Annotated in this window: 16 protein-coding genes, 1 tRNA gene and 1 pseudogene; 10 read left to right on the forward strand and 8 right to left on the reverse strand. The window is 63.9% G+C overall.

Annotated elements, in window-relative coordinates; all coding sequences use genetic code 11:
* Positions 1-33: 33 nt before the first annotated feature.
* Positions 34-1005 (forward strand): homoserine kinase, encoded by a 972-nt coding sequence (locus PTE30175_RS19650; protein WP_150698762.1) that lies wholly within the window; start codon positions 34-36, stop codon positions 1003-1005.
* Between the two features lie 14 nt (positions 1006-1019).
* Positions 1020-1826 (forward strand): BPSS1780 family membrane protein, encoded by an 807-nt coding sequence (locus tag PTE30175_RS19655; protein ID WP_150698763.1) that lies wholly within the window; start codon positions 1020-1022, stop codon positions 1824-1826.
* A gap of 18 nt (positions 1827-1844) precedes the next feature.
* Here the strand turns inward: PTE30175_RS19655 and PTE30175_RS19660 are convergent, their stop codons facing one another.
* On the reverse strand, positions 1845-4178 hold the full coding sequence (locus tag PTE30175_RS19660) for a UvrD-helicase domain-containing protein (protein WP_150698764.1): 2334 nt from the start codon (positions 4176-4178) through the stop codon (positions 1845-1847).
* Between the two features lie 111 nt (positions 4179-4289).
* On the opposite strand from PTE30175_RS19660, the gene PTE30175_RS19665 reads away from it, so the two are divergent.
* Positions 4290-7151, forward strand: coding sequence for a valine--tRNA ligase (locus tag PTE30175_RS19665; protein ID WP_150698765.1), 2862 nt, complete (start codon positions 4290-4292; stop codon positions 7149-7151).
* 30 nt (positions 7152-7181) lie between these two features.
* Positions 7182-8057: a UTP--glucose-1-phosphate uridylyltransferase GalU gene (galU, locus tag PTE30175_RS19670; RefSeq protein WP_150698766.1), complete on the forward strand. Its 876-nt coding sequence runs from the start codon at positions 7182-7184 to the stop codon at positions 8055-8057.
* 76 nt (positions 8058-8133) lie between these two features.
* On the opposite strand, the gene PTE30175_RS19675 is transcribed toward galU, so the two are convergent.
* Both PTE30175_RS19675 and PTE30175_RS19680 read right to left on the reverse strand, forming a co-directional pair.
* On the reverse strand, positions 8134-8361 hold the full coding sequence (locus PTE30175_RS19675; RefSeq protein ID WP_150698767.1) for a sulfurtransferase TusA family protein: 228 nt from the start codon (positions 8359-8361) through the stop codon (positions 8134-8136).
* 127 nt (positions 8362-8488) lie between these two features.
* On the reverse strand, positions 8489-9022 hold the full coding sequence (locus tag PTE30175_RS19680) for an NUDIX domain-containing protein (protein ID WP_150698768.1): 534 nt from the start codon (positions 9020-9022) through the stop codon (positions 8489-8491).
* Positions 9023-9123: 101 nt separating this feature from the next.
* Here PTE30175_RS19680 and PTE30175_RS19685 point away from each other — a divergent pair, with 101 nt between their 5' ends.
* The gene (locus PTE30175_RS19685; RefSeq protein WP_224788880.1) at positions 9124-10461 is read left to right on the forward strand and encodes a chloride channel protein; all 1338 of its coding nucleotides are present in this window, start codon (positions 9124-9126) and stop codon (positions 10459-10461) included.
* 71 nt (positions 10462-10532) lie between these two features.
* Here the strand turns inward: PTE30175_RS19685 and PTE30175_RS19690 are convergent, their stop codons facing one another.
* The 5 genes from PTE30175_RS19690 to alaS all read right to left on the reverse strand — a co-directional run bounded on the left by PTE30175_RS19690 (position 10533) and on the right by alaS (position 16643).
* Positions 10533-11609, reverse strand: coding sequence for a threonine aldolase family protein (locus tag PTE30175_RS19690; protein ID WP_150698769.1), 1077 nt, complete (start codon positions 11607-11609; stop codon positions 10533-10535).
* Positions 11610-11625: 16 nt separating this feature from the next.
* Positions 11626-11820: a 4-oxalocrotonate tautomerase gene (locus PTE30175_RS19695; protein ID WP_150698770.1), complete on the reverse strand. Its 195-nt coding sequence runs from the start codon at positions 11818-11820 to the stop codon at positions 11626-11628.
* A 12-nt stretch (positions 11821-11832) separates the two neighbouring features.
* Entirely contained in the window at positions 11833-12606 is a 774-nt protein-coding gene (locus PTE30175_RS19700; protein ID WP_150698771.1) for a class II aldolase/adducin family protein, read from the reverse strand.
* A gap of 25 nt (positions 12607-12631) precedes the next feature.
* Positions 12632-13852, reverse strand: a complete 1221-nt coding sequence (locus PTE30175_RS19705) for a YbfB/YjiJ family MFS transporter (RefSeq protein ID WP_150698772.1) — start codon at positions 13850-13852, stop codon at positions 12632-12634.
* Between the two features lie 166 nt (positions 13853-14018).
* Complete coding sequence (gene alaS, locus PTE30175_RS19710; protein ID WP_150698773.1) at positions 14019-16643, reverse strand: alanine--tRNA ligase; 2625 nt, start codon at positions 16641-16643, stop codon at positions 14019-14021.
* 269 nt (positions 16644-16912) lie between these two features.
* Here alaS and PTE30175_RS19715 point away from each other — a divergent pair, with 269 nt between their 5' ends.
* The 5 genes and pseudogenes from PTE30175_RS19715 to PTE30175_RS19735 form a co-directional block, all read left to right on the forward strand.
* Entirely contained in the window at positions 16913-18136 is a 1224-nt protein-coding gene (locus PTE30175_RS19715; protein ID WP_150698774.1) for a CaiB/BaiF CoA transferase family protein, read from the forward strand.
* Positions 18137-18332: 196 nt separating this feature from the next.
* Positions 18333-18935, forward strand: coding sequence for a sigma-70 family RNA polymerase sigma factor (locus PTE30175_RS19720; RefSeq protein ID WP_150698775.1), 603 nt, complete (start codon positions 18333-18335; stop codon positions 18933-18935).
* Positions 18932-19678 carry an anti-sigma factor gene (locus PTE30175_RS19725; protein WP_150698776.1) on the forward strand — a complete coding sequence of 249 codons (747 nt, stop codon included), beginning with the start codon at positions 18932-18934 and terminating at the stop codon, positions 19676-19678. The genes PTE30175_RS19720 and PTE30175_RS19725 overlap by 4 nt, the downstream gene beginning before the upstream one ends.
* Positions 19679-19846: 168 nt before the next feature.
* Positions 19847-19921 (forward strand) — tRNA-Arg (locus PTE30175_RS19730).
* 59 nt (positions 19922-19980) lie between these two features.
* Positions 19981-20439, forward strand: a pseudogene (locus PTE30175_RS19735) (hypothetical protein); the annotation flags it as partial.
* Between the last annotated feature and the right edge of the window lie 10 nt (positions 20440-20449).

The following is a 20449-nucleotide window of genomic DNA, read 5'->3' on the forward strand; positions in this document are numbered from 1 at the left end:
CGGGCCCTTTGTTTGACTCCAACGACATCCCGCATGGCCGTTTTCACTTCCGTCTCGCCCGCACAGCTCGCTCAATGGCTGGATCGCCATGACCTCGGCGCCGTTCTCGACTTTCGAGGTATCAGCTCGGGCATTGAGAACACCAACTATTTCCTGACGACCGAGCGCGGCGAATTCGTGCTGACGCTGTTCGAGAAGCTCACCGCCGAACAGTTGCCGTTTTATCTGCAGCTGATGCGGCATCTGGCGCATCATGGCGTGCCGGTGCCCGATCCCGTGCCGGACCGGGACGACGCGATTCTCGGCGAACTGAACGGCAAGCCCGCCGCCATCGTCACGAAACTTTCGGGCCGCTCGCAACTTGCGCCGAATGCCGAACATTGCGCGCAAGTTGGCGCGATGCTCGCCCGCATGCATCTGGCCGGCCGCGATTTCCCGCTGCACCAGCCCAATCTGCGCAGCCTGCCGTGGTGGCGCGAAGCGGCGCCGGCAGTGCACGATTTCCTGAGCGCGCCGGAACGCGCGCTGCTCGACAGCGAAATGGCGCATCAGTCCGCGTTCTTCGCATCCGGCGACTACGCCGCGCTGCCGGAAGGACCGTGTCATTGCGATCTGTTCCGCGATAACGTCCTGTTCGACGACGGCGCCGATGGCCACCCGCGTTTGGGCGGTTTCTTCGATTTCTACTTCGCCGGTTGCGACAAGTGGCTGTTCGACCTTGCCGTCACGGTCAACGACTGGTGCTCCGACCTGGCCACCGGCGCACTCGACGAGGAACGCACCCTCGCCATGCTGCGGGCGTATCAGACCGTTGTGCCGCTCGGCGCGGTCGAAGCGTCGCACTGGCGCGACATGTTGCGCGCCGGTGCGCTGCGCTTCTGGCTTTCGCGCCTGTATGATTTCCATTTGCCCCGTTCGGCCGAGATGTTGCAACCGCACGATCCCGGTCATTTCGAACGAATCCTGCGCCAGCGCATCGAAGTGGCTTCGATGCCATGGCTGTGACCCGACCCTGACCTATGCAACTGCTTGAAGTCCCGCCGAAAAGTGGCTATGTGTGGCTGCGCCAGGGCCTTTGGCTCTTTCGCAGGAACCCGCTCGCGATCCTGACGCTGCTGTTCGCGTATCTGTTCGGCATCCTCCTGCTGTCGGTCCTGCCGATCGTCGGCGCGTTCCTGCCGCTGGTCTTCATGCCCGGCCTGTCCGTCGGCTTCATGGCCGCCTGTCGCGACGCCATCCAGAAGAAGCCGATTTTTCCGAACGTGCTGCTCGACGGTTTCCGCAATCACGGCAATGTCGTCGCCCGGCGCCTGCTCGTGCTCGGCGGCTATTACGCTGCAGCGATGGCACTGGTGTTCGTATTCTCGGCACTGTTCGACGGCGGTGACTTGCTGCGCTTGATGATCTTCGGTGGACGGCCCGACGACGAAACCTTCGCCGGCCCCATGGGCGGCGCGATGCTTGCCACCGCGATCGCCTACGTGCCCGTCGCGCTGCTGTTCTGGTTCGCGCCCGTGCTGGTCGCGTGGCATGAAATCACACCGGCCAAGGCCATGTTCTTCAGCTGGACCGCATGCGTGCGCAATGGCCGCGCGTTTATCGTGTACGGTGTGCTAACGGGTGTCATCGCCACGCTGGTGCCGATGCTGATCGCCCTCATCATGCTGTTGCTGGGCTTGGGCAAGTTTCTTGCGATCGTGCTGATGCCGTTCTCGATCCTGTTTACCGCAGTGCTCTATTGTTCGTTCTATGCGAGCTATCGCGGCTGCTTCGGGGTTCAGGAAATCGGCGCGATCGACCCGAACGTCGCGCCGCCGAACACCTGAACCGGCGCCAGCCCCGCCTTACTCGATCGCCTGAAGCTTCGCGACCGCCAAGGCCAGCCACTTGGTGCCATGGCGGCCGAACGCCACCTGCACGCGCGCCTCGGCGCCCGTGCCCTCCAGCCCGGTGATCTTGCCCTCGCCAAATTTCGGATGAAACACACCCTGACCGACCTTGAAGCCGGTGTCGGCCGCGCGTGAGCGCTCGGCCAGCGCCTGATCCGAACGCGTCGCGGCCCACGCCTCCTGACGCGGCGCCGCGACCTGCGGGCGCGAAAACCAGTCGCGTCCCCAGGCACTGTCCCCGCCACCGCCACTCAAACGGGCGCCGGGTTGCGCCCGCGGCGTGAGGAATTTCAACAGTTCCTCCGGAATCTCGTCGAAGAAGCGCGAGCGCACGTTATAGCGCGTCTGTCCATGCAGCATGCGGCTTTGCGTGAACGACAGATACAGCCGCTCCTTGGCACGCGTGATCGCCACATACATCAGGCGGCGTTCCTCTTCGAGACCGTCGAGTTCGAGCGCGCTGTTCTCATGCGGGAACAGTCCCTCTTCCAGCCCCGTCACGAACACCGACGTAAATTCCAGCCCCTTGGCGGCGTGCACCGTCATCAGCTGGACGGCATCCTGTCCCGCTTCGGCCTGGTTGTCGCCGGCCTCGAGCGAAGCGTGCGACAGAAAACCGGCCAACGGCGTCATCTCGACGGGCACGTCTGCATCGACCACCCCGTCCGTCACGGGAATGCCGGTCGCATCCGGTGCGCTCAGCGCCGCCGGACGAGGCGCCAGCAGACGCGCCGGCGCGTCGAGTCCATACCCTTCTTCCGTGACGAATGCCGTGGCGGCATGCACCACTTCCTGCAAGTTCTCGATCCGGTCCTGGCCCTCTTTCTCGGTCTGGTAATGCGCGATCAGGCCGCTCGCCTCGATGACATGGCTGACGGTCTCGGGCAACGTCAGCTGTTGCGTCTCGAAGCGCATCTTCTCGATCATCTTGACGAAGGCGCCGAGGTTCGAGCCCGCCTTGCCCGTCATATACGGCACGGCGGCATACATCGAGCAGTTGTACAGGCGCGCGGCATCGGCAAGCAGCTCCAGCGACCTGGCGCCGATGCCGCGCGTCGGGAAGTTGACCACGCGCGCGAACGCGGTGTCGTCGTTCGGGTTTTCGATCAGGCGCAGGTAGGCCAGCGCATGCTTGACTTCCTGGCGCTCGAAGAAGCGCAGGCCGCCATAGACGCGGTACGGAATGCCCGCACCGACCAGCGCGTGTTCCATCACCCGCGACTGGGCGTTGCTGCGGTACAGGATGGCGATTTCCTGACGCGACAGGCCTTGCTGGATGAGCGCCTTGATCTCCTCGACCAGCCAGCTCGCCTCCTGCAGATCGGTGGCCGCCTCGAACACGCGCACCGGTTCGCCCTGCCCGGCGTCCGTGCGCAGGTTCTTGCCCAGCCGTCGCGCATTGTTCTCGATCAACGCGTTTGCCGCATCCAGGATGTTGCCGTGGGAGCGGTAGTTCTGCTCCAGCTTGATCAGGTGGCGAACGCGAAATTCGCGCTCAAAATCGGACATATTCCCGACATTGGCGCCACGAAAGGCGTAAATGCTCTGGTCGTCGTCGCCGACGGCGAACACGGCGCTTTGCTGACCGGCCAGCATCTTGAGCCAGGCATACTGCAGCTTGTTGGTATCCTGGAACTCGTCGACGAGAATGTGCCGGAAGCGCGCCTGATAATGCGTGCGCAACGGTTCGTTGTGCTTGAGCAGCTCGAAGCAGCGCAGCAGCAATTCGGCAAAATCGACCACGCCCTCGCGCTGGCACTGATCCTGATACGCTTGGTACAGTTCCACGAACTTCTGGTTGAAAGCATCGTTTGCCTCGACCTCGTTCGGCCGCAAGCCCTGCTCTTTCGCGCTGTTGATGAAATACTGCAGGTTCTTGGGCGGATATTTCTCGTCGTCGACGTTCAGGCCCTTCATCATGCGCTTGATGGAGGACAATTGATCGGCCTGATCGAGAATCTGGAAGCTTTGCGGCAGTCCGGCGTCGCGGTAATGGGCACGCAGCATGCGGTTGCACAGCCCGTGAAACGTGCCGATCCACATCGCGCGGGTGCTGATGGGCAGCATCGCGCCCAAACGGGCCTGCATTTCCTTGGCGGCCTTGTTCGTGAAGGTGACGGCAAGAATCCCGGCCGGGCTGACGTGCCCGTTCTGGATCAGCCAGGCGATCCGCGTGGTCAGGACGCGCGTCTTCCCGGAGCCGGCGCCCGCCAGAATCAGGGCGGGTTCGTCGGGCAACGTGACGGCGGCCAGTTGTTCGGGATTCAGGTTGGCGAGCAAATCGGGCATGTCGGGACCAAAAAACGGGCAAGCCACGATTATAAATCGCCCTTCGCGGCGGAACCGCCCCCGAATCTTTTATAATTCAATGTTTAACGCATTCCACGGTTCATCCAATCCATGAGCGACAGCGACAACACGCTAGCCAAAAGCTTCGAGCCGCAGAACGTCGAAGCCTACTGGGGCCCCGAATGGGAGCGGCGCGGCTATGCCCAGCCGACCCTCGACGACACCCGCGAAGATTTCAGCATCCAGCTGCCGCCGCCGAACGTCACCGGCACGCTGCATATGGGCCACGCGTTCAATCAGACCATCATGGACGGCCTGACGCGCTACCACCGCATGAAGGGCGCCAACACCCTGTGGGTGCCCGGCACCGACCATGCGGGTATCGCCACGCAGATCGTCGTGGAGCGTCAACTCGACGCCCAGAAGGTGTCGCGTCATGACCTCGGCCGCGAGAAGTTCGTGGAACGTGTCTGGGAGTGGAAGGAGCAGTCGGGCAATACCATCACGAATCAGGTGCGCCGCCTTGGCGCCTCGATCGACTGGACCCGCGAATACTTCACGATGGACGACAAGATGTCGCGCGCAGTGCGCGACGTGTTCGTCCAGCTGTACGAGCAAGGCCTGATCTACCGGGGCAAGCGGCTCGTCAATTGGGAGTCGACCCTGCTGACCGCGGTGTCCGACCTCGAAGTGGTCAGTGAGGAGGAAGACGGTTTCCTCTGGCACATCAACTATCCGCTGGCGGAGGGCCCGGGCCATCTGACGGTCGCGACGACGCGTCCGGAAACGATGCTCGGCGACGTCGCGGTCATGGTCCACCCCGAAGACGAGCGTTACCGGCACCTGATCGGCAAGCATGTGAAGCTGCCGTTGTGCGACCGCGAGATTCCGATCATTGCCGACGACTACGTCGACCGCGAGTTCGGCACGGGCGTGGTCAAGGTCACGCCGGCGCATGACTTCAACGACTATGCCGTGGGCCAGCGTCACGGCCTGCCGCAGATCAACATCCTCACGCTCGACGCAAAGATCAACGACAACGCGCCCGAACGGTATCGCGGTCTCGACCGTTTCGTCGCGCGCAAGGAAGTGGTCGCCGACCTCGAGGAGCAAGGCCTGCTCGATTCCGTCAAGCCGCACAAGCTGATGGTGCCGCGCAGCGACCGCACCGGCACCGTGATCGAGCCGATGCTGACCGACCAGTGGTTCGTCGCCATGAGCAAGCCGGCGCCGGAAGGCACGTTCTTTCCCGGCAAGTCGATCGCCGAAACGGCCCTCGACGTGGTGCGCAGCGGCCAGATCAAGTTCGTCCCTGAAAACTGGACGACAACGTACTACCAGTGGCTTGAAAATATCCAGGACTGGTGTATTTCACGCCAACTGTGGTGGGGGCATCAGATTCCCGCATGGTATGACGACGCGGGCAACGCGTACGTCGCGAAGACCGAAGCCGAGGCGCTCGAAAAGGCGCGCGCGGCGGGCTGCACGGGCGCGCTCAAGCGCGACGAAGACGTGCTGGACACGTGGTTCTCGTCGGCGCTGGTGCCGTTCTCGTCGCTCGGCTGGCCCGAGAAAACGCCGGAAATGGCGCACTTCATGCCGTCGTCGGTGCTCGTCACCGGCTTCGACATCATTTTCTTCTGGGTGGCGCGCATGGTCATGATGACCACGCACTTCACCGGCCAGGTGCCGTTCAAGACGGTCTACGTGCACGGGCTCGTGCGTGACGCCGAAGGCCAGAAGATGTCCAAGTCGAAGGGCAACACGCTTGACCCGATCGACATCGTCGACGGGGTGTCGCTCGACGCGCTGCTCGCCAAGCGCACGACCGGCCTGATGAATCCGAAACAGGCCGCCAGCATCGAGAAGAAGACCAGGAAGGAATTCCCGGACGGCATTGCACCGTTCGGCACCGACGCGCTGCGTTTCACCTTCGCGTCGATGGCCACGCTGGGCCGCAACATCAACTTCGACCTGGCGCGCTGCGAAGGCTACCGCAACTTCTGCAACAAGCTCTGGAACGCCACGCGCTTCGTGCTGATGAACTGCGAAGGGCATGATTGCGGTCTCGCGCCGTGCGTGGGCGACTGCGGGCCTGAAGGCCAGCTCGACTTCTCGCGCGCCGACCGCTGGATCGTGTCGCTGCTGCAACGCGTGGAGGCCGACGTCGCGAAGGGTTTCGCCGACTATCGCTTCGACAATATCGCCAGCGCGATCTACAAGTTCGTGTGGGACGAGTATTGCGACTGGTACGTCGAACTCGCCAAGTGGCAAGTGCAGAATGGCACGCCGGCGCAACAGCGCGCCACGCGCCGCACGCTGCTGCGCGTGCTCGAATCGGTACTGCGCCTGGCGCATCCGGTCATTCCGTTCATCACCGAAGCGTTGTGGCAGAAGGTGGCCCCGCTGGCCGGCCGTTATCCGGCCGACAAGGCCCCGGGCGAAGCAAGCATCATGGTCCAGCCCTACCCGGTCGCGGACATGGGCAAGATCGATGAAAGCGACGAAGCCTGGATGGCGCAGTTGAAGGCCGCTGTCGACGCATGCCGCAATTTGCGCGGCGAAATGTCGTTGTCGCCGGCGCAGCGGGTGCCGCTGCTGGTGGCCGGCGACGTAGAATTCCTGAACTCGATCGCCCCGTATCTGCAAACGCTGGCCAAGCTCTCGGAGGTGCAGGTGCTCGCCGATGAAGCGACGCTGGACGCCCAGGCGCACGGTGCGCCGCTCGCCGTGGTGGGCGCCAACAAGCTCGCCTTGAAGGTCGAAATCGACGTCGCGGCCGAACGGGAACGCCTGGGCAAGGAAATCAAGCGGCTCGAGGGTGAAATCGCGAAATGCCAGAGCAAGCTTGGCAACGAGAGCTTTGTGGCGCGCGCGCCAGCAGCGGTTGTGGAACTTGAGAAACAACGATTGGTCGACTTTGATGCCGTAGTGAAGAAGTTGCAGGCGCAGTTGTCGCGCCTGCCGGCCTGAGTCCAAAGAAATCCTTACAGGGAGAGTCCAATGAAACCTATCGTCACCAAGGCCGTTTTTCCCGTTGCTGGCCTGGGAACGCGTTTCTTGCCGGCCACCAAGGCCAGCCCCAAGGAAATGCTCCCCGTCGTCGACAAGCCGCTGATCCAGTACGCTGTTGAAGAGGCGGCGGCCGCGGGCATCACCGAGATGATTTTCGTCACGGGACGCAACAAGCGGGCCATCGAAGACCATTTCGACAAGGCTTATGAACTCGAAGCCGAACTCGAAATGAAGAACAAGCATGAGCTGCTCGAGGCCGTGCGTTCGATCAAGCCGGCACATGTCGATTGCTTCTACGTGCGCCAGCCCGAGGCACTGGGTTTGGGACATGCCGTGCTGTGCGCCGAAAAGCTCGTGGGCGACGAACCGTTCGCGGTCATCCTTGCCGACGACTTGCTCGACGGCGAGCCGCCGGTGCTCAAGCAGATGGTCGACATCTACAACCAGTACCACAGCTCGATCATCGGCGTGGAAGAGATCGAGAGAGAGCAAAGCCGCTCATACGGGATCATCGACGGCAAGGAGTGGGAAGACGACATCGTCAAGCTTTCCGATATCGTCGAGAAGCCTGCGCCGGAGGATGCGCCATCGAATCTGGGCGTGGTCGGCCGCTACGTGCTGCGTCCGCGCATCTTCGACTGCATTCGCCAGATCAAACCGGGCGCTGGCGGTGAGCTGCAGTTGACGGATGCGATTCAGAAACTGCTGCAGGATGAAGTCGTGCTGGCCTATCGATATCAGGGCACGCGCTTCGATTGCGGCAGCAAGCTGGGCTACCTGAAGGCGACGGTGGAGTTCGCGCTGCGTCACCCGGAACTCAAGGATGACTTCCGCGAGTATCTGCGCGCGGTCAACCACGGATAACGCGCCTACGCACAAGAACAAAACGCCGGCCCGCGTGCATGCACGGGGCCGGCGTTTTGCTTTTTCGGTCAGCCGATCAGCGGCGGCGCATCAGGAAGAAGAACGTCTTGTCCTCTTCGCGCGATTCGATCAGTTCGTTGCCGGTCTGTTTGGCGAACGCGGCGAAATCGCGCGCCGAGCCGGGATCCGTCGCCACGATGCGCAGCACTTCACCGCTTTGCATGTCGGCAAGCGCCTTCTTGGCGCGCAGGATCGGCAGCGGGCAGTTCAGGCCCCGCGCGTCGACTTCTTTCTGGAATTCCATGCTCTGTCCCTCTTCTCGTATATAAGCTTGTGCCTGTCGGGATTTTACCCCAGCGAACGGGGAAGCCGGGCAATACGCGTGCGGTGCCCACCTCCGTCTTGCCTGGGGAACGCCGTGCCCGTGCCGCTCAGTCGGCGGCGATCGACAGGCGCGCCGAATCGACGTACTCGATCGGCAGGCTGCGCCGGCGCAGCCATTCGGCGACGGCGTGACCGGTACCCGCACGCCACGGACGCAAGCGCTCCGGCGCCACCAGCCGGTACTCGGCCAGCTCCTCCGACAGGGCAATGTCACCGTCGCAGACAGCGTGATACGCAATGATCAATTCGTTCTTGCGCATGAACTCGTACACGCCCAGCAGCGAGATTGCACGAGCGTCCAGATTCGTCTCTTCCTTGATCTCGCGACGGATGCCGTCTTCGGGCGTTTCGTCGCGCTCCAGAAAACCGGTGATCAGCGCAAACATGCCTTCCGTCCACGCGGCATTGCGGGCCAGCAGGATCTGGCCCCGGTATTCGACAAGGCCGGCGACGACCGGCAGCGGGTTGTCCCAATGGACGAATCCGCACAGGGCATCGGGGCAGGCGCGGCGCACGCGCCCGGCAATTTCGCGCATATCGAGCGGCGACGCGCAACGGGGGCAATATTGATGTTCGCTCATGATCGGAATCGGGTGATCTGAACATGTTAACGGAAGTCGCACCGCCCTGCACATCTCGGCCGCTGCGGGTTTTCGCGGGGAGGGCCGGAGCGTATAATCCCATGACACCCTGCCCCCCGCTTCCCATGCCGCTCACTTCACGCGTCTCCCGCCAAACCGCGCGCCGCGCGCAACGCCTTTGGCTCAACTATGGCGTGTTCTGGCTCGGCGCCGTGCTCGTCGGCCTCGTCTCCGTCCTTTACGCCAAACTGATCGATTTCGGTTATGAGACGTTTCGCCACATGACGGCGCATGCGTTATGGCTGCCGTTCATCATCACACCGGTCGGTGCAGGCATCGCAATCTGGTTGACGCAGCGCTTCTTCCGCGGCGCGCAAGGCAGCGGCATTCCGCAAGTGATCGCCTCGCTGCAGGACGGGCGGCTGTCCCGCTCGCTCCTGTCGTTGCGCATCATGTTCGGCAAGATCGCCATGTCGTTCATCGGCATCCTGTGCGGCTTCACGATCGGCCGCGAAGGCCCGACGGTGCAGATTGGCGCGTCGCTCATGTACGCCATGCGCCGCGGCTACCACCGCAGCAGCATGCATATCGAACGCCAGCTCACGCTCGCCGGAGCCGCTGCCGGCCTTGCCGCCGCCTTCAACACGCCGCTGGCCGGCGTCGTCTTCGCCATTGAAGAGTTGAGCCGCAGCTTCGTCGCGCGCAACAGCGGCACGCTGATTACCGCAATCATCTTCTCCGGGGTCGTTGCGCTCGGGTTACAGGGCAACTATCTGTACTTCGGCCGGATTCAGGCGATCGGCGATTTCCATTGGGTCATGTTCCCCGTCGTCATCGGTGCAAGCGTACTGACCGGCACTGCAGGCGGCGTTTTCTGCTGGCTGCTGCTCAATGCCACACGCTGGATTCCTGCGCCGCTCGTGGAGATGCGTCGTAGCCGCCCCGTGCATTTCGCCGTGCTTTGCGGCGTGGCGATCGCGGTCATCGGCCTCGTCTCGGGCGGCACCACGTTCGGCAGCGGTTACGCCGAGGCGCGGGGCCTGCTCGAAAGTCATGAGGCGTTGTCGCCCTTCTATGCCGTGCTGAAGTTCACCGCGTTGATCGTGTCGTACCTGTCGGGCATCCCCGGCGGGATCTTTGCGCCATCGTTGTCGATCGGCGCCGGCCTGGGCGATCTGATGTCAATGATCACGGCATCCGTGCCGCTCCCGGTGCTTGCCGCGCTGTGCATGGTCGGCTATCTCGCGGCGGTCACGCAATCGCCTATCACGTCGTTCGTCATCGTCATGGAAATGATCGACGGCCACCAGATGGTCATCCCGCTGATGGCCGTTGCGCTGCTTGCCAGCCAGGTCTCGCGCGCATTTTCGTCGCCGTTCTATCACACGCTGGCGCACGGGTTCCTCACACCGACGGTGCCTGCGCCTCGCCGCGCGTAGACCGTGATTCGAGCGCACCGTTGCGCTGCGCCGGCCGCCCTTCCGGCCGCATGCCGGCGCGTCCGTTCAACTCACGGCTTACACAGCGCGGCGATGTCCGCCGCGAGGGCTTCCACCGTCTCTGGCGTGGTATCCCACGCGCACATCAACCGGCAACCGCCCGCGCCGATGAACGTGTAGAAACGCCAGCCGCGCGCTCGCAATGCCTCGATGACATGCAGCGGCAACTCGGCAAACACCGCATTCGATTGCGTCTCGAACATGATTGTCACGCCCGGCAGATCGCGGATGCGCGAGGCCAGCAACTGCGCCATCGCGTTGGCGTGACGGGCATTCTTCAGCCAGACGTCGTTTTCCAGCATGCCCAGCCACGGCGCGGAGATGAAACGCATCTTCGACGCGAGCTGCCCTGCCTGCTTCACACGGTAGGCAAAGTCCTCCGCCAGCGTGCGGTTGAAGAATACGACTGCCTCGCCGACCGGCAAGCCGTTCTTCGTGCCACCAAAGCACAAGACGTCTACGCCTGCCCGCCAGGTGATGTCGGCCGGATGCACACCGAGGGTCGCCACCGCGTTGGCGAAGCGCGCACCGTCCATATGCAGGCGCAGATTGCGCCGCTTCGCGACCGCCGAAATCGCCGCGACTTCATCGACCGTGTAGACGGTGCCGACTTCCGTCGACTGCGTGAGGGTGATGACCTTCGGCTTCGGAAAATGAATGTCCGAGCGGCGGATGATGACAGCTTCGATCGCCTCCGGCGTCAGCTTGCCATTGTCCTCGCGGCCCCTGGCCGTCAGCAACTTGGCGCCGTTCGAAAAGAATTCGGGACCGCCGCATTCATCGGTCTCGACATGGGCCAGCTCGTGGCAGATCACCGAGTGATACGACTGCGACAGCGACGCGAGCGCCAGCGAGTTGGCGGCGGTGCCGTTGAAGACGAAAAAGACTTCGCAGTCGGTTTCGAACAGCTTGCGCAGACCGTCGCATACGCGCTGGGTCCAGGTGTCGTCCCCGTACGCCACTTCATGGCCGCTGCCGTTGGCTTCGACCATGTATTTCAGGGCTTCGGGACATATGCCCGCATAGTTGTCCGACGCGAAATGCTGGGACAGCGCAAGCGGCGCGTTCGGCGCGAGAGGGGCGGACATGGATGACTCCTGCACGTTATGCGGGGCGCGGATCCGACCAGAGCACGCCGGCGGTGGCCCAGTTTTCGCGTTTCACGTCCGTAATGATGATATCCACCGATTCGGGACCGCATTGCAGCGTCTCGCAAGTGACGCGGGTGATGGCTTCGACGAACGCACGCTTTTGCTCGACGGTGCGGCCTTCAAACAATTCGACATGGAATGTGGGCATATAAGTCTCGTATCAGTCGCGGTAGGAGGAGTCTATTTTATCGAGTTTGCGCAGCAACGCCGGCCATTCCAGCACACCCTCGACGGCGCCGCCGTCTTCGAGCTGCACCGCCGTCTTGTCCTGCACCGCAGGCGACGGCAGATGGGGCGGCGCGCCACCAGCCAAGGCCTTCAACTGGATCTCGCACGCCTTGCACAGCGTGGCCATCAGCACATAGGCTTCGGCCACGGTGCGCCCGACCGTCAGCGTGCCGTGATTACGCAGCAGCATCGCCGGGTGCTGCGCGAGCGACGCGGCGAGGCGCTCGCCTTCGGCCGGCGAGAACGCCAGGCCTTCGTAATCGTGGTAGCCGAGGCGTTCATGGAAACGCAGCGCGTGTTGCGAGATGGGCAGCAGACCGTGCGGCTGGATCGACACGGCGATGCCGTCCGTATTGTGCAGGTGCATGACGCAGATCGCATCGGGACGCGCCGCGTGAACTGCGCCGTGCAGCGCGAAGCCGGTGACGTTCACTGAATATTCGCTCTCGCCGACGATGGTGCCATCCAGCGTGATCTTGACGAGATTGGACGCGGTGATCTCGTCGAATGCGAGGCCGAACGGATTGATCAGAAAGTGGCCCGGCTCGTTCGGCACCATCGCCGAGATATGCGTGTAGATGAGGTCGTCCCAGCCGTTCAGTGCAACCAGCCGGTAACAGGCCGCCAGATCGACGCGCATTTGCCGTTCGGCGTCGCTTGCCGGCGTCGCCGCCGCGCGTTTTCCGCCTTGCAGGGTAAAGGACATGGCTTGGTCTCCAGATACGGCGAAATTACGGCGCGCGGCCGAGCGAGCGTTGGCGCTCCCACAGGAAGCCGGCGGCGCCGGCCGCCAACGCGCCCGACGCGCACAACAGCGCCACGTTGAAGCTGCCGGTGTGCGCGACAAGCGGCGCAGCCACCAGCGGCCCGAGGATCTGGCCGATGCCGTACGATGCCGTGATCAGGCCGATCAGGCCATTGGCATTATCCCCCCGCAGGCGGCGCGCCTCGCGCACGCCGTAGACCGAGATCGCCGTGAACGGCAGACCGACCAGCAAGCTGCCGATGGCGAAACCGGCGACGTTCGGCATCAGGATGCCGAGCACGACGCCCAGCCCCTGCATGAGGTAACAGATGGCCAGCAGCACACGGTTATCCCACACGACCGGGGCGCGCGCGCCGATGATCGCGCCCGGCATCACCATCAGGCCGAGCAGCGGCCAGAACAGGTCGGGCCACGGCGAGCCGGGCAAGGCCTGGCGCGCGATCACCGGCAGAAACGTCGCCGTGATGATGTAACCGAAGCCGGCGAGGCCGTAGAGGACCGTCAGCGGCACGACGCTCTCGCCGCTGCCGTGCTGGATCGCGTGCGGCGATGCGGCCTTCGCGCTGTGGACCGGCGCCGGTGCCGGCGAATCGGCCGCGAAGGTACGCCAGATCGTGGCCAGAAGGACGATGGCCAAAACCCCGCAGATCAGCCAGCCGCCACGGGCAGGCCAGTGCAGCGAAGCATTCAGGCTCGCCAGGATCCCCGTGACGACAATACCGGCGCCAGGGCCCGCAAAGATCACGCCACCGAGGCTCGGCATGCGCAGTTCCGCAAGTTTGCGGAAACCCCAGCCAGCGGAGAACACCATGGCCCAGGCGCTCATGACGCCGGCGGCCGTACGTACGGCAGCCCAGACGATGAAATTGTCGAACACGCCCATCGCGAGCGTGAGCACGGCGGTTGCGGCGAGCGCGAAGCGCACGATCCGCGTCGGCGTGAGCCGCAGGACCATGCACGACAACGCGCCGATGAAATACCCGGCGTAATTGAGCGAGGCGAGCCAGCTGCCGTGCTGGATGTCGATGATGCCTTCGTGCAGCATGAGCGGCAGGATCGGCGTGAAAGCGAAGCGGCCGATCCCCATGGCGATGGACAGGGCCAGCATGCAGGACAGCGCGATGCGCCACGCGGCGCGCTCGCGCGTTGGCACGCCGGCAGACGTTCCGGTTGACGTTGCGGACATAACGACGTTTGTCTTCTTCGGTGGGAGGCGAGAGACGATTACTTTACATGGAAACGGCTGAGCGCACCCGGGCCACCTGCCCTCGCAACTGTTTCGGCGTGCAATGAAAAACGCGCGCCGAAGCGCGCGTTTTCCGAACCGTGTCGCAGCACGACCGGCTTAAGGCTTACAGCTTGCCGGCCACCCAGCCTTGAACCCCTGCGAGGGCTTCGGGCAGATGCGTCGGATCGGTGCCGCCGGCTTGCGCCATGTCCGGACGGCCGCCGCCCTTGCCGCCAACCTGCTGGGCAACGAAGTTCACGAGTTCGCCCGCCTTCACCTTCGACGTGGCATCGGCGGTAACGCCCGCAATCAGGCTGACCTTGCCGCCGTCGACCGCCGCCAGCACGATAGCCGCCGTCTTCAGCTTGTCCTTGAGCTTGTCCATCGTTTCGCGCAGGGTCTTGACGTCAGCGCCGTCGAGCTTTGCGGCGAGCACCTTGATGCCGCTCACGTCGATGGCTTGTGCGACAAGTTCGTCGCCCTGATTCGACGCCAGCTTCGACTTCAGCGCCGCCAGCTCCTTCTCGAGCGACTTCACCTGATCCTGGACCTGGCCGATACGCTGTGTCAGTTCGGCCGGTTGCGTCTTCAATGCTGCCGCAGCTTCGGAAATCTGCGCATCGAGCTTCTGCACGAGATGCAATGCGTTGTCGCCCGTAATCGCCTCCACGCGGCGGATACCGGCAGCCACGCCGCCTTCCATCACGATCTTGAACAGGCCGATATCGCCGGTGCGGCTTACGTGCGTGCCGCCGCACAGTTCGCGCGACGTGCCGATGTCGAGCACGCGGACTTCATCGCCGTATTTTTCGCCGAACAGGGCCATCGCGCCGCCCTTCACCGCGTCGTCGAACGACATCAGCGCCGCTTGCGTGGCTTGATTGGCGAGCACTTCGGCGTTGACGAGTTCTTCGACGCGGCGGATTTCGTCGGCGCTCATCGCGGCGTTGTGCGCAAAGTCGAAGCGGGTCTTGTCGGCGTCGACCAGCGAGCCCTTCTGTTGCACGTGGCCGCCGAGAACTTCACGCAACGCCTTGTGCATCAGGTGGGTGGCCGAGTGGTTCCGGATCGTGCGCGCGCGGCGAACGGCATCGACTTCCGCGGTGAGCGCGTCGCCCACTTTGAGCGCACCCGATTCGAGCGTGCCGTAGTGACCGAAGACATCCGGCTGGATCTTTTGCGTGTCGGAGACCGCAAAGCGGGCGCCGTTCGCAAGGAGCAGGCCCTGATCGCCGACCTGACCGCCGGACTCGGCATAGAACGGCGTGCGGTCCAGCACGACGATGCCGCTTTGGCCGGCCGACAGCGAACCGACGCTGACGCCGTCGAGGTACAGCGCCGTGATCTTGGCGCCTTCGATCGTGAGTTCGTCATAACCGCGGAATTCGGTCTTGGCGCCGGCGTATTCGAGCGCAGCGGCCATCTTGAACTTGCCGGCGGCGCGCGCCTGCTCGCGTTGACGGCCCATCGCAGCGTTGAACGCCGCTTCGTCGACCGACATCTGGCGTTCGCGGCAGACGTCCGCCGTCAGGTCGAGCGGGAAGCCGTAGGTATCGTGCAGCTTGAACGCCACTTCGCCATCGAGCGTGGTCACGCCGCGCGTTTGCATGTCGGCCAGCGCGCTTTCGAGAATTTCCATGCCGTTCTCGATCGTCTCGCCGAAACGCTCTTCTTCCTGCCTGAGAATGTCCATCACGCGCTGTTGCGCGTCGGCCAGTTCCGGATAGGCGGTGCCCATTTCCGCCACCAGGTCCGGCACCAGTTTGTAGAAGAATGCCTTCTTGCAGCCGAGCTTGTACCCGTGACGGATCGCGCGGCGGATGATCCGGCGCAGCACATAGCCCCGGCCTTCATTGCCCGGGATCACGCCGTCGACGATCAGGAACGAGCACGCGCGGATGTGATCGGCGATCACCTTGAGCGAGTTCGCGCTCAGGTCGGTCACGCCCGTTTCACGGGCGGCGGCCTTGATCAGGTGCTGGAACAGGTCGATGTCATAGTTGCTGTGCACATGCTGCAGCACCGCGGCGATACGCTCGAGCCCCATGCCCGTGTCCACGCACGGCTTGGGCAGCGGGGCCATGTTGCCCTGCTCGTCGCGGTTGAACTGCATGAACACGAGATTCCAGACCTCGATGTAGCGGTCGCCGTCTTCTTCCGGCGATCCCGGCGGGCCACCCCACACTTCAGGGCCGTGGTCGAAGAAGATTTCCGTGCAGGGACCGCACGGGCCCGTATCGCCCATCTGCCAGAAATTGTCGGACGCGTAACGCGCGCCCTTGTTGTCGCCGATGCGGATGATGCGCTCGGTCGGCACGCCGACTTCCCTGGCCCAGATGTCGTAAGCCTCGTCATCTTCCTGATAGACCGTTACCCACAGCTTGTCCTGAGGCAGGCCGTAATCGACCGTCAGCAATTCCCACGCGTACTTGATTGCGTCGCGCTTGAAATAGTCGCCGAACGAGAAATTGCCGAGCATTTCGAAGAACGTGTGGTGACGGGCCGTGTAGCCCACGTTCTCCAGGTCGTTATGCTTGCCGCCGGCGCGCACGCTGCGCTGGGCCGTCGTGGCGCGCGTGTATGGACGCGACTCGAGACCGAGAAAGACGTCCTTGAACTGCACCATGCCCGAGTTCGTGAACAGCAGCGTCGGATCGTTGGACGGCACGAGACTCGACGAGCGCACGATCGTGTGCCCCTTGGACTCGAAGAACTTGAGGAATTTTTCCCGGATTTCTGCGGCTTTCATAGCGTGCGGTAGGAGACGTGCTGGCGGCGCCAGGCAGGTATTTTGCAAACTTTTGATTATACGGGAAAACGTCCCGCCGGCACCGCCGGGATACCGCAGCCGCCGGGGGGACAAAGCGATCCGCATAGCGGAATGCGACTTTGCAGCGCGCCGCGCTGGCCGTACACTTTTCGCCACGATGTTCCGCGTAGCAAGACAACGTTCCGCAAGCTTCGACGCGCCCGGACAATGCGCGCCGGATAACGACAATTCGAGGGAGAAGACAATCGATGGGCGCACTCAGCCATATCCGCGTACTGGACCTGTCGCGCGTGCTCGCCGGCCCGTGGTGCACACAAAACCTGGCCGACCTGGGGGCCGACGTGATCAAGATCGAACGGCCCGGCGCCGGCGACGACACACGCACCTGGGGCCCACCGTACCAACGTGACGCCGAAGGCCACGACACGGCGGAGGCTGCGTACTACCTCGCCGCGAATCGCAACAAGCGCTCGCTCACGCTCGATATCTCGCACCCCGAGGGGCAGGCCGTAGTACGGGCGCTGGCCGCGCAAAGCGATGTCGTCGTCGAGAACTACAAGGTCGGACAGTTGGCACGTTACGGGCTCGACTACGCAACGCTTGCGGCCGTGAAACCGGATCTCGTCTACTGCTCGATCACCGGCTTCGGACAGGACGGCCCCTATGCTGCGCGCCCGGGCTACGACTTCATCGTGCAAGGCATGGGGGGATTCATGAGCGTGACGGGCGAGCGCGACGAACTGCCCGGCGGCGGCCCGCAGAAGGCCGGCGTGGCGATCGCGGACCTGATGACCGGCATGTACGCCAGCCTTGCGATCATGGCCGCGCTCACGCACCGCGACCGCACCGGCGTTGGCCAGTACATCGACATGGCGCTGCTTGACACGCAAGTTGCCATGCTGGCCAACATGAATACCAATTACCTGGCAAGCGAGCGCGCCCCGGTGCGATGGGGCAATGCGCATCCGAACATCGTGCCGTACCAGACGTTCCAGTGTGCCGACGACGGCTGGATCATCGTCGCCGTGGGCAACGATGGCCAGTTCAGGAAGTTCATCGAAGCCGGCGGACAGCCGGGGCTTGCGGACGACGCGCGCTTCGCGACCAACCCGGCACGCGTACGCCATCGCGACCTGCTCGTGCCGTTGCTGGCCGATATGGTGCGCACCCTGACGAAAGATGAATGGATCGCGCGGCTCGAAACTGCCGGCGTGCCATGCGGGCCGATCAACACACTGCCGGAAGTCTTCGCACATCCGCAGGTGCGGGCACGCGGCATGCAGGTCGACCTGCCGCATGCATCGGGCGGCACGGCGCGGCTCGTTGCGAATCCGATCAAGCTGAGCGCGACGCCGGTCCGCGCCGAGATGGCCCCGCCAACCCTGGGCCAGCACAGCGACGCGATCCTGCAGGAACGCCTGGGCTACGGCCCCGAGCAGATCGCGGCGCTAAGGGCGGCAGGTATCGTCTGATTGCATCCGAATGATGCGGTCATCCGTAAGGGGGTGGATGGGGCGGTTTTCGCCGGCAAAATCGCCCACCCACTCACCCACTCGCCCACAGGCTCGGCGTGGCACGGAGGATCACATGCTCAGGAATTCGCTGCCCGGACAGGTGATATATTGTGATGAACACCCACGCCGGGGCGAAATTTGCCCGATTCTGCCCATGACCGACATCGCAGGCAATGCAGCGCACGAAGCCAATCGATTGGCAGACGAGCAGCACCAGGCGCGCCGCGAGTTGCTGAATCAGAACCTGCGGCGCGTGGCCCAAGGCGACGAGCAAGCGTTTGCGGAGCTCTACCGGCTCACCTCTTGCCGCGTCTACGGCGTCGTCTTGCGCATTCTGCGGGATCGCGCCGAGGCGGAGGACGTCCTTCAGGAGGTGTTTACGACCGTCTGGCGCAAGGCTGACGGATTCGATGCCGCGCGAGGCACAGCGCTGACGTGGCTGTTTTCGCTCGCGCGCAATCGCGCGATCGACCGCATCCGCCAACATCGCGAGACGCTCTTCGAGGACGGACAGGAAATCGACATCGCCGACGATGACCCGTCGCCGGCCGCATTGGCTGAAAGCAGCCAGGAGCGGCAACGTCTGGAGCGTTGCCTTGAGGCGCTGGGCCCGCAACAGAAAAATGCAGTCCGGGAAGCGTTCTTTACCGGTGTTTCATACAGTGAACTGGCGGAACGCGCGAGCGTGCCGCTCGGCACCATGAAAAGCTGGATCCGGCGCAGCCTGATGCAACTCAAGACGTGTCTCGAACAATGAATACGCCCCTCGACCCCGATAACGAAATCCGCTGCGCGGAATACGCACTGGGTGTGCTCGACGCCACCGAGCGGCGCGCGTTCGAAGACGCCCTGGCGCGCGATCCCGCAATGCGTGCGGAACTCGAGCGCTGGCAGCAACGGCTCGTTCCGCTCGCGGAAGACGTCCCCGAAATCGGCGCCCCGCCACGTGTCTGGACCCGCATTCAACGCGATCTTGGCTTGATGGGCGGCACGGCGGCGGTCGCTGCCGCTGCACCTGCGGCGGCGGCGCGGCGCGGTTGGTGGGACAACCTGGCGCTGTGGCGTTGGGTCGGGATGGGCGCAAGCGTGGCGGCCGTTACGCTGCTCGCCGTGAGTCTCGGCGTGCTCCGCGTTACCCCGCAAGTTGCCACTGCCACCGATGCCTATATGGCCGCCGCCATTGCGCGCAGCGACGGCATCGTGCACTGGACAGTCACGGTGGATCTGCGCCGGGCCCGGATGGTCTTGGTGCCGGCCGCCCCTGCGACGGTCGCGACAGACCGGTCGACGGAACTGTGGCTGATTCCACCGGGCGCCAAGCCGATTTCGCTCGGCGTCTTCACGCCGGACGCGCCGGCAACTGTGACGCTGCCGCCGCAGATCGCTGCACAGCTGAGCGACAAGGCCGCGCTGGCGGTGTCGATCGAGCCGCGCGGCGGCTCGCCCACCGGCCAACCGACCGGCCCGGTGGTTGCGACCGGACCAATGCGCGGCACGTGAGGGGTATGCAGTGGGAAAATTCCCGATGAACATCGGGACAGATTCGACACGGACCACGCCTTCTCTTTGCTATACTCTTGCCTTCGCGACGGACCGAACCCGCCGCGCCGGGCCGCGCCGTACAAGGCCCCGCGCCATCGGGCTTCGCAAGTCAGCGATCTGGTCCTGCTCTCCGTAGTTCAATGGATAGAACAAGTGCCTCCTAAGCGCTAGATACAGGTTCGATTCCTGTCGGGGGGACCAGCCCATCAAGGGTTTTGGCAGTCGCCGTGACACGTTTGTGACAAATCGGACGACTTTGAACGGTCGCGGAAGTCACTTACTGCAACAGTAACAGCGTAGCCGAGCATGTCCTGATGACCACGCTTGCGCTCGTGCGCAATTACCTGCCGTCTCATCAATGGGTGCTCAATGGCGGCTGGTCGGGATGCGGTGGCGGCAGCGCTCGAAAGCGCTCAATTGGCGGGCGATGGGGGCGACGTGTGGTTCCCGCACAGCCGGCGCCGGCGGACCATGCTTGGCGCCACAGGCCGTACCACGGCATGACGGCGCACATTTCGGGCACCACCCTGTCGGCACAGGCGCGCTACGCGGCAGGCACCCGCGAAATTCTCGAATGCCATTTCCAAGGTAGGCCGATCCGCAACGAGTATCTGATCGTGCAAGATGGTAGGCTCGCAGGTGTCGGCGCGCACTCGTACAGCGCCGGCAACGCCACAAGCGCGTCGGAGGAAGCTCCGCGCTTCACGAAGTCCGCCTGATCTCGCCCTG

The sequence above is a fragment of the Pandoraea terrae genome (assembly GCF_902459695.1).
GTDB lineage: Bacteria > Pseudomonadota > Gammaproteobacteria > Burkholderiales > Burkholderiaceae > Pandoraea > Pandoraea terrae.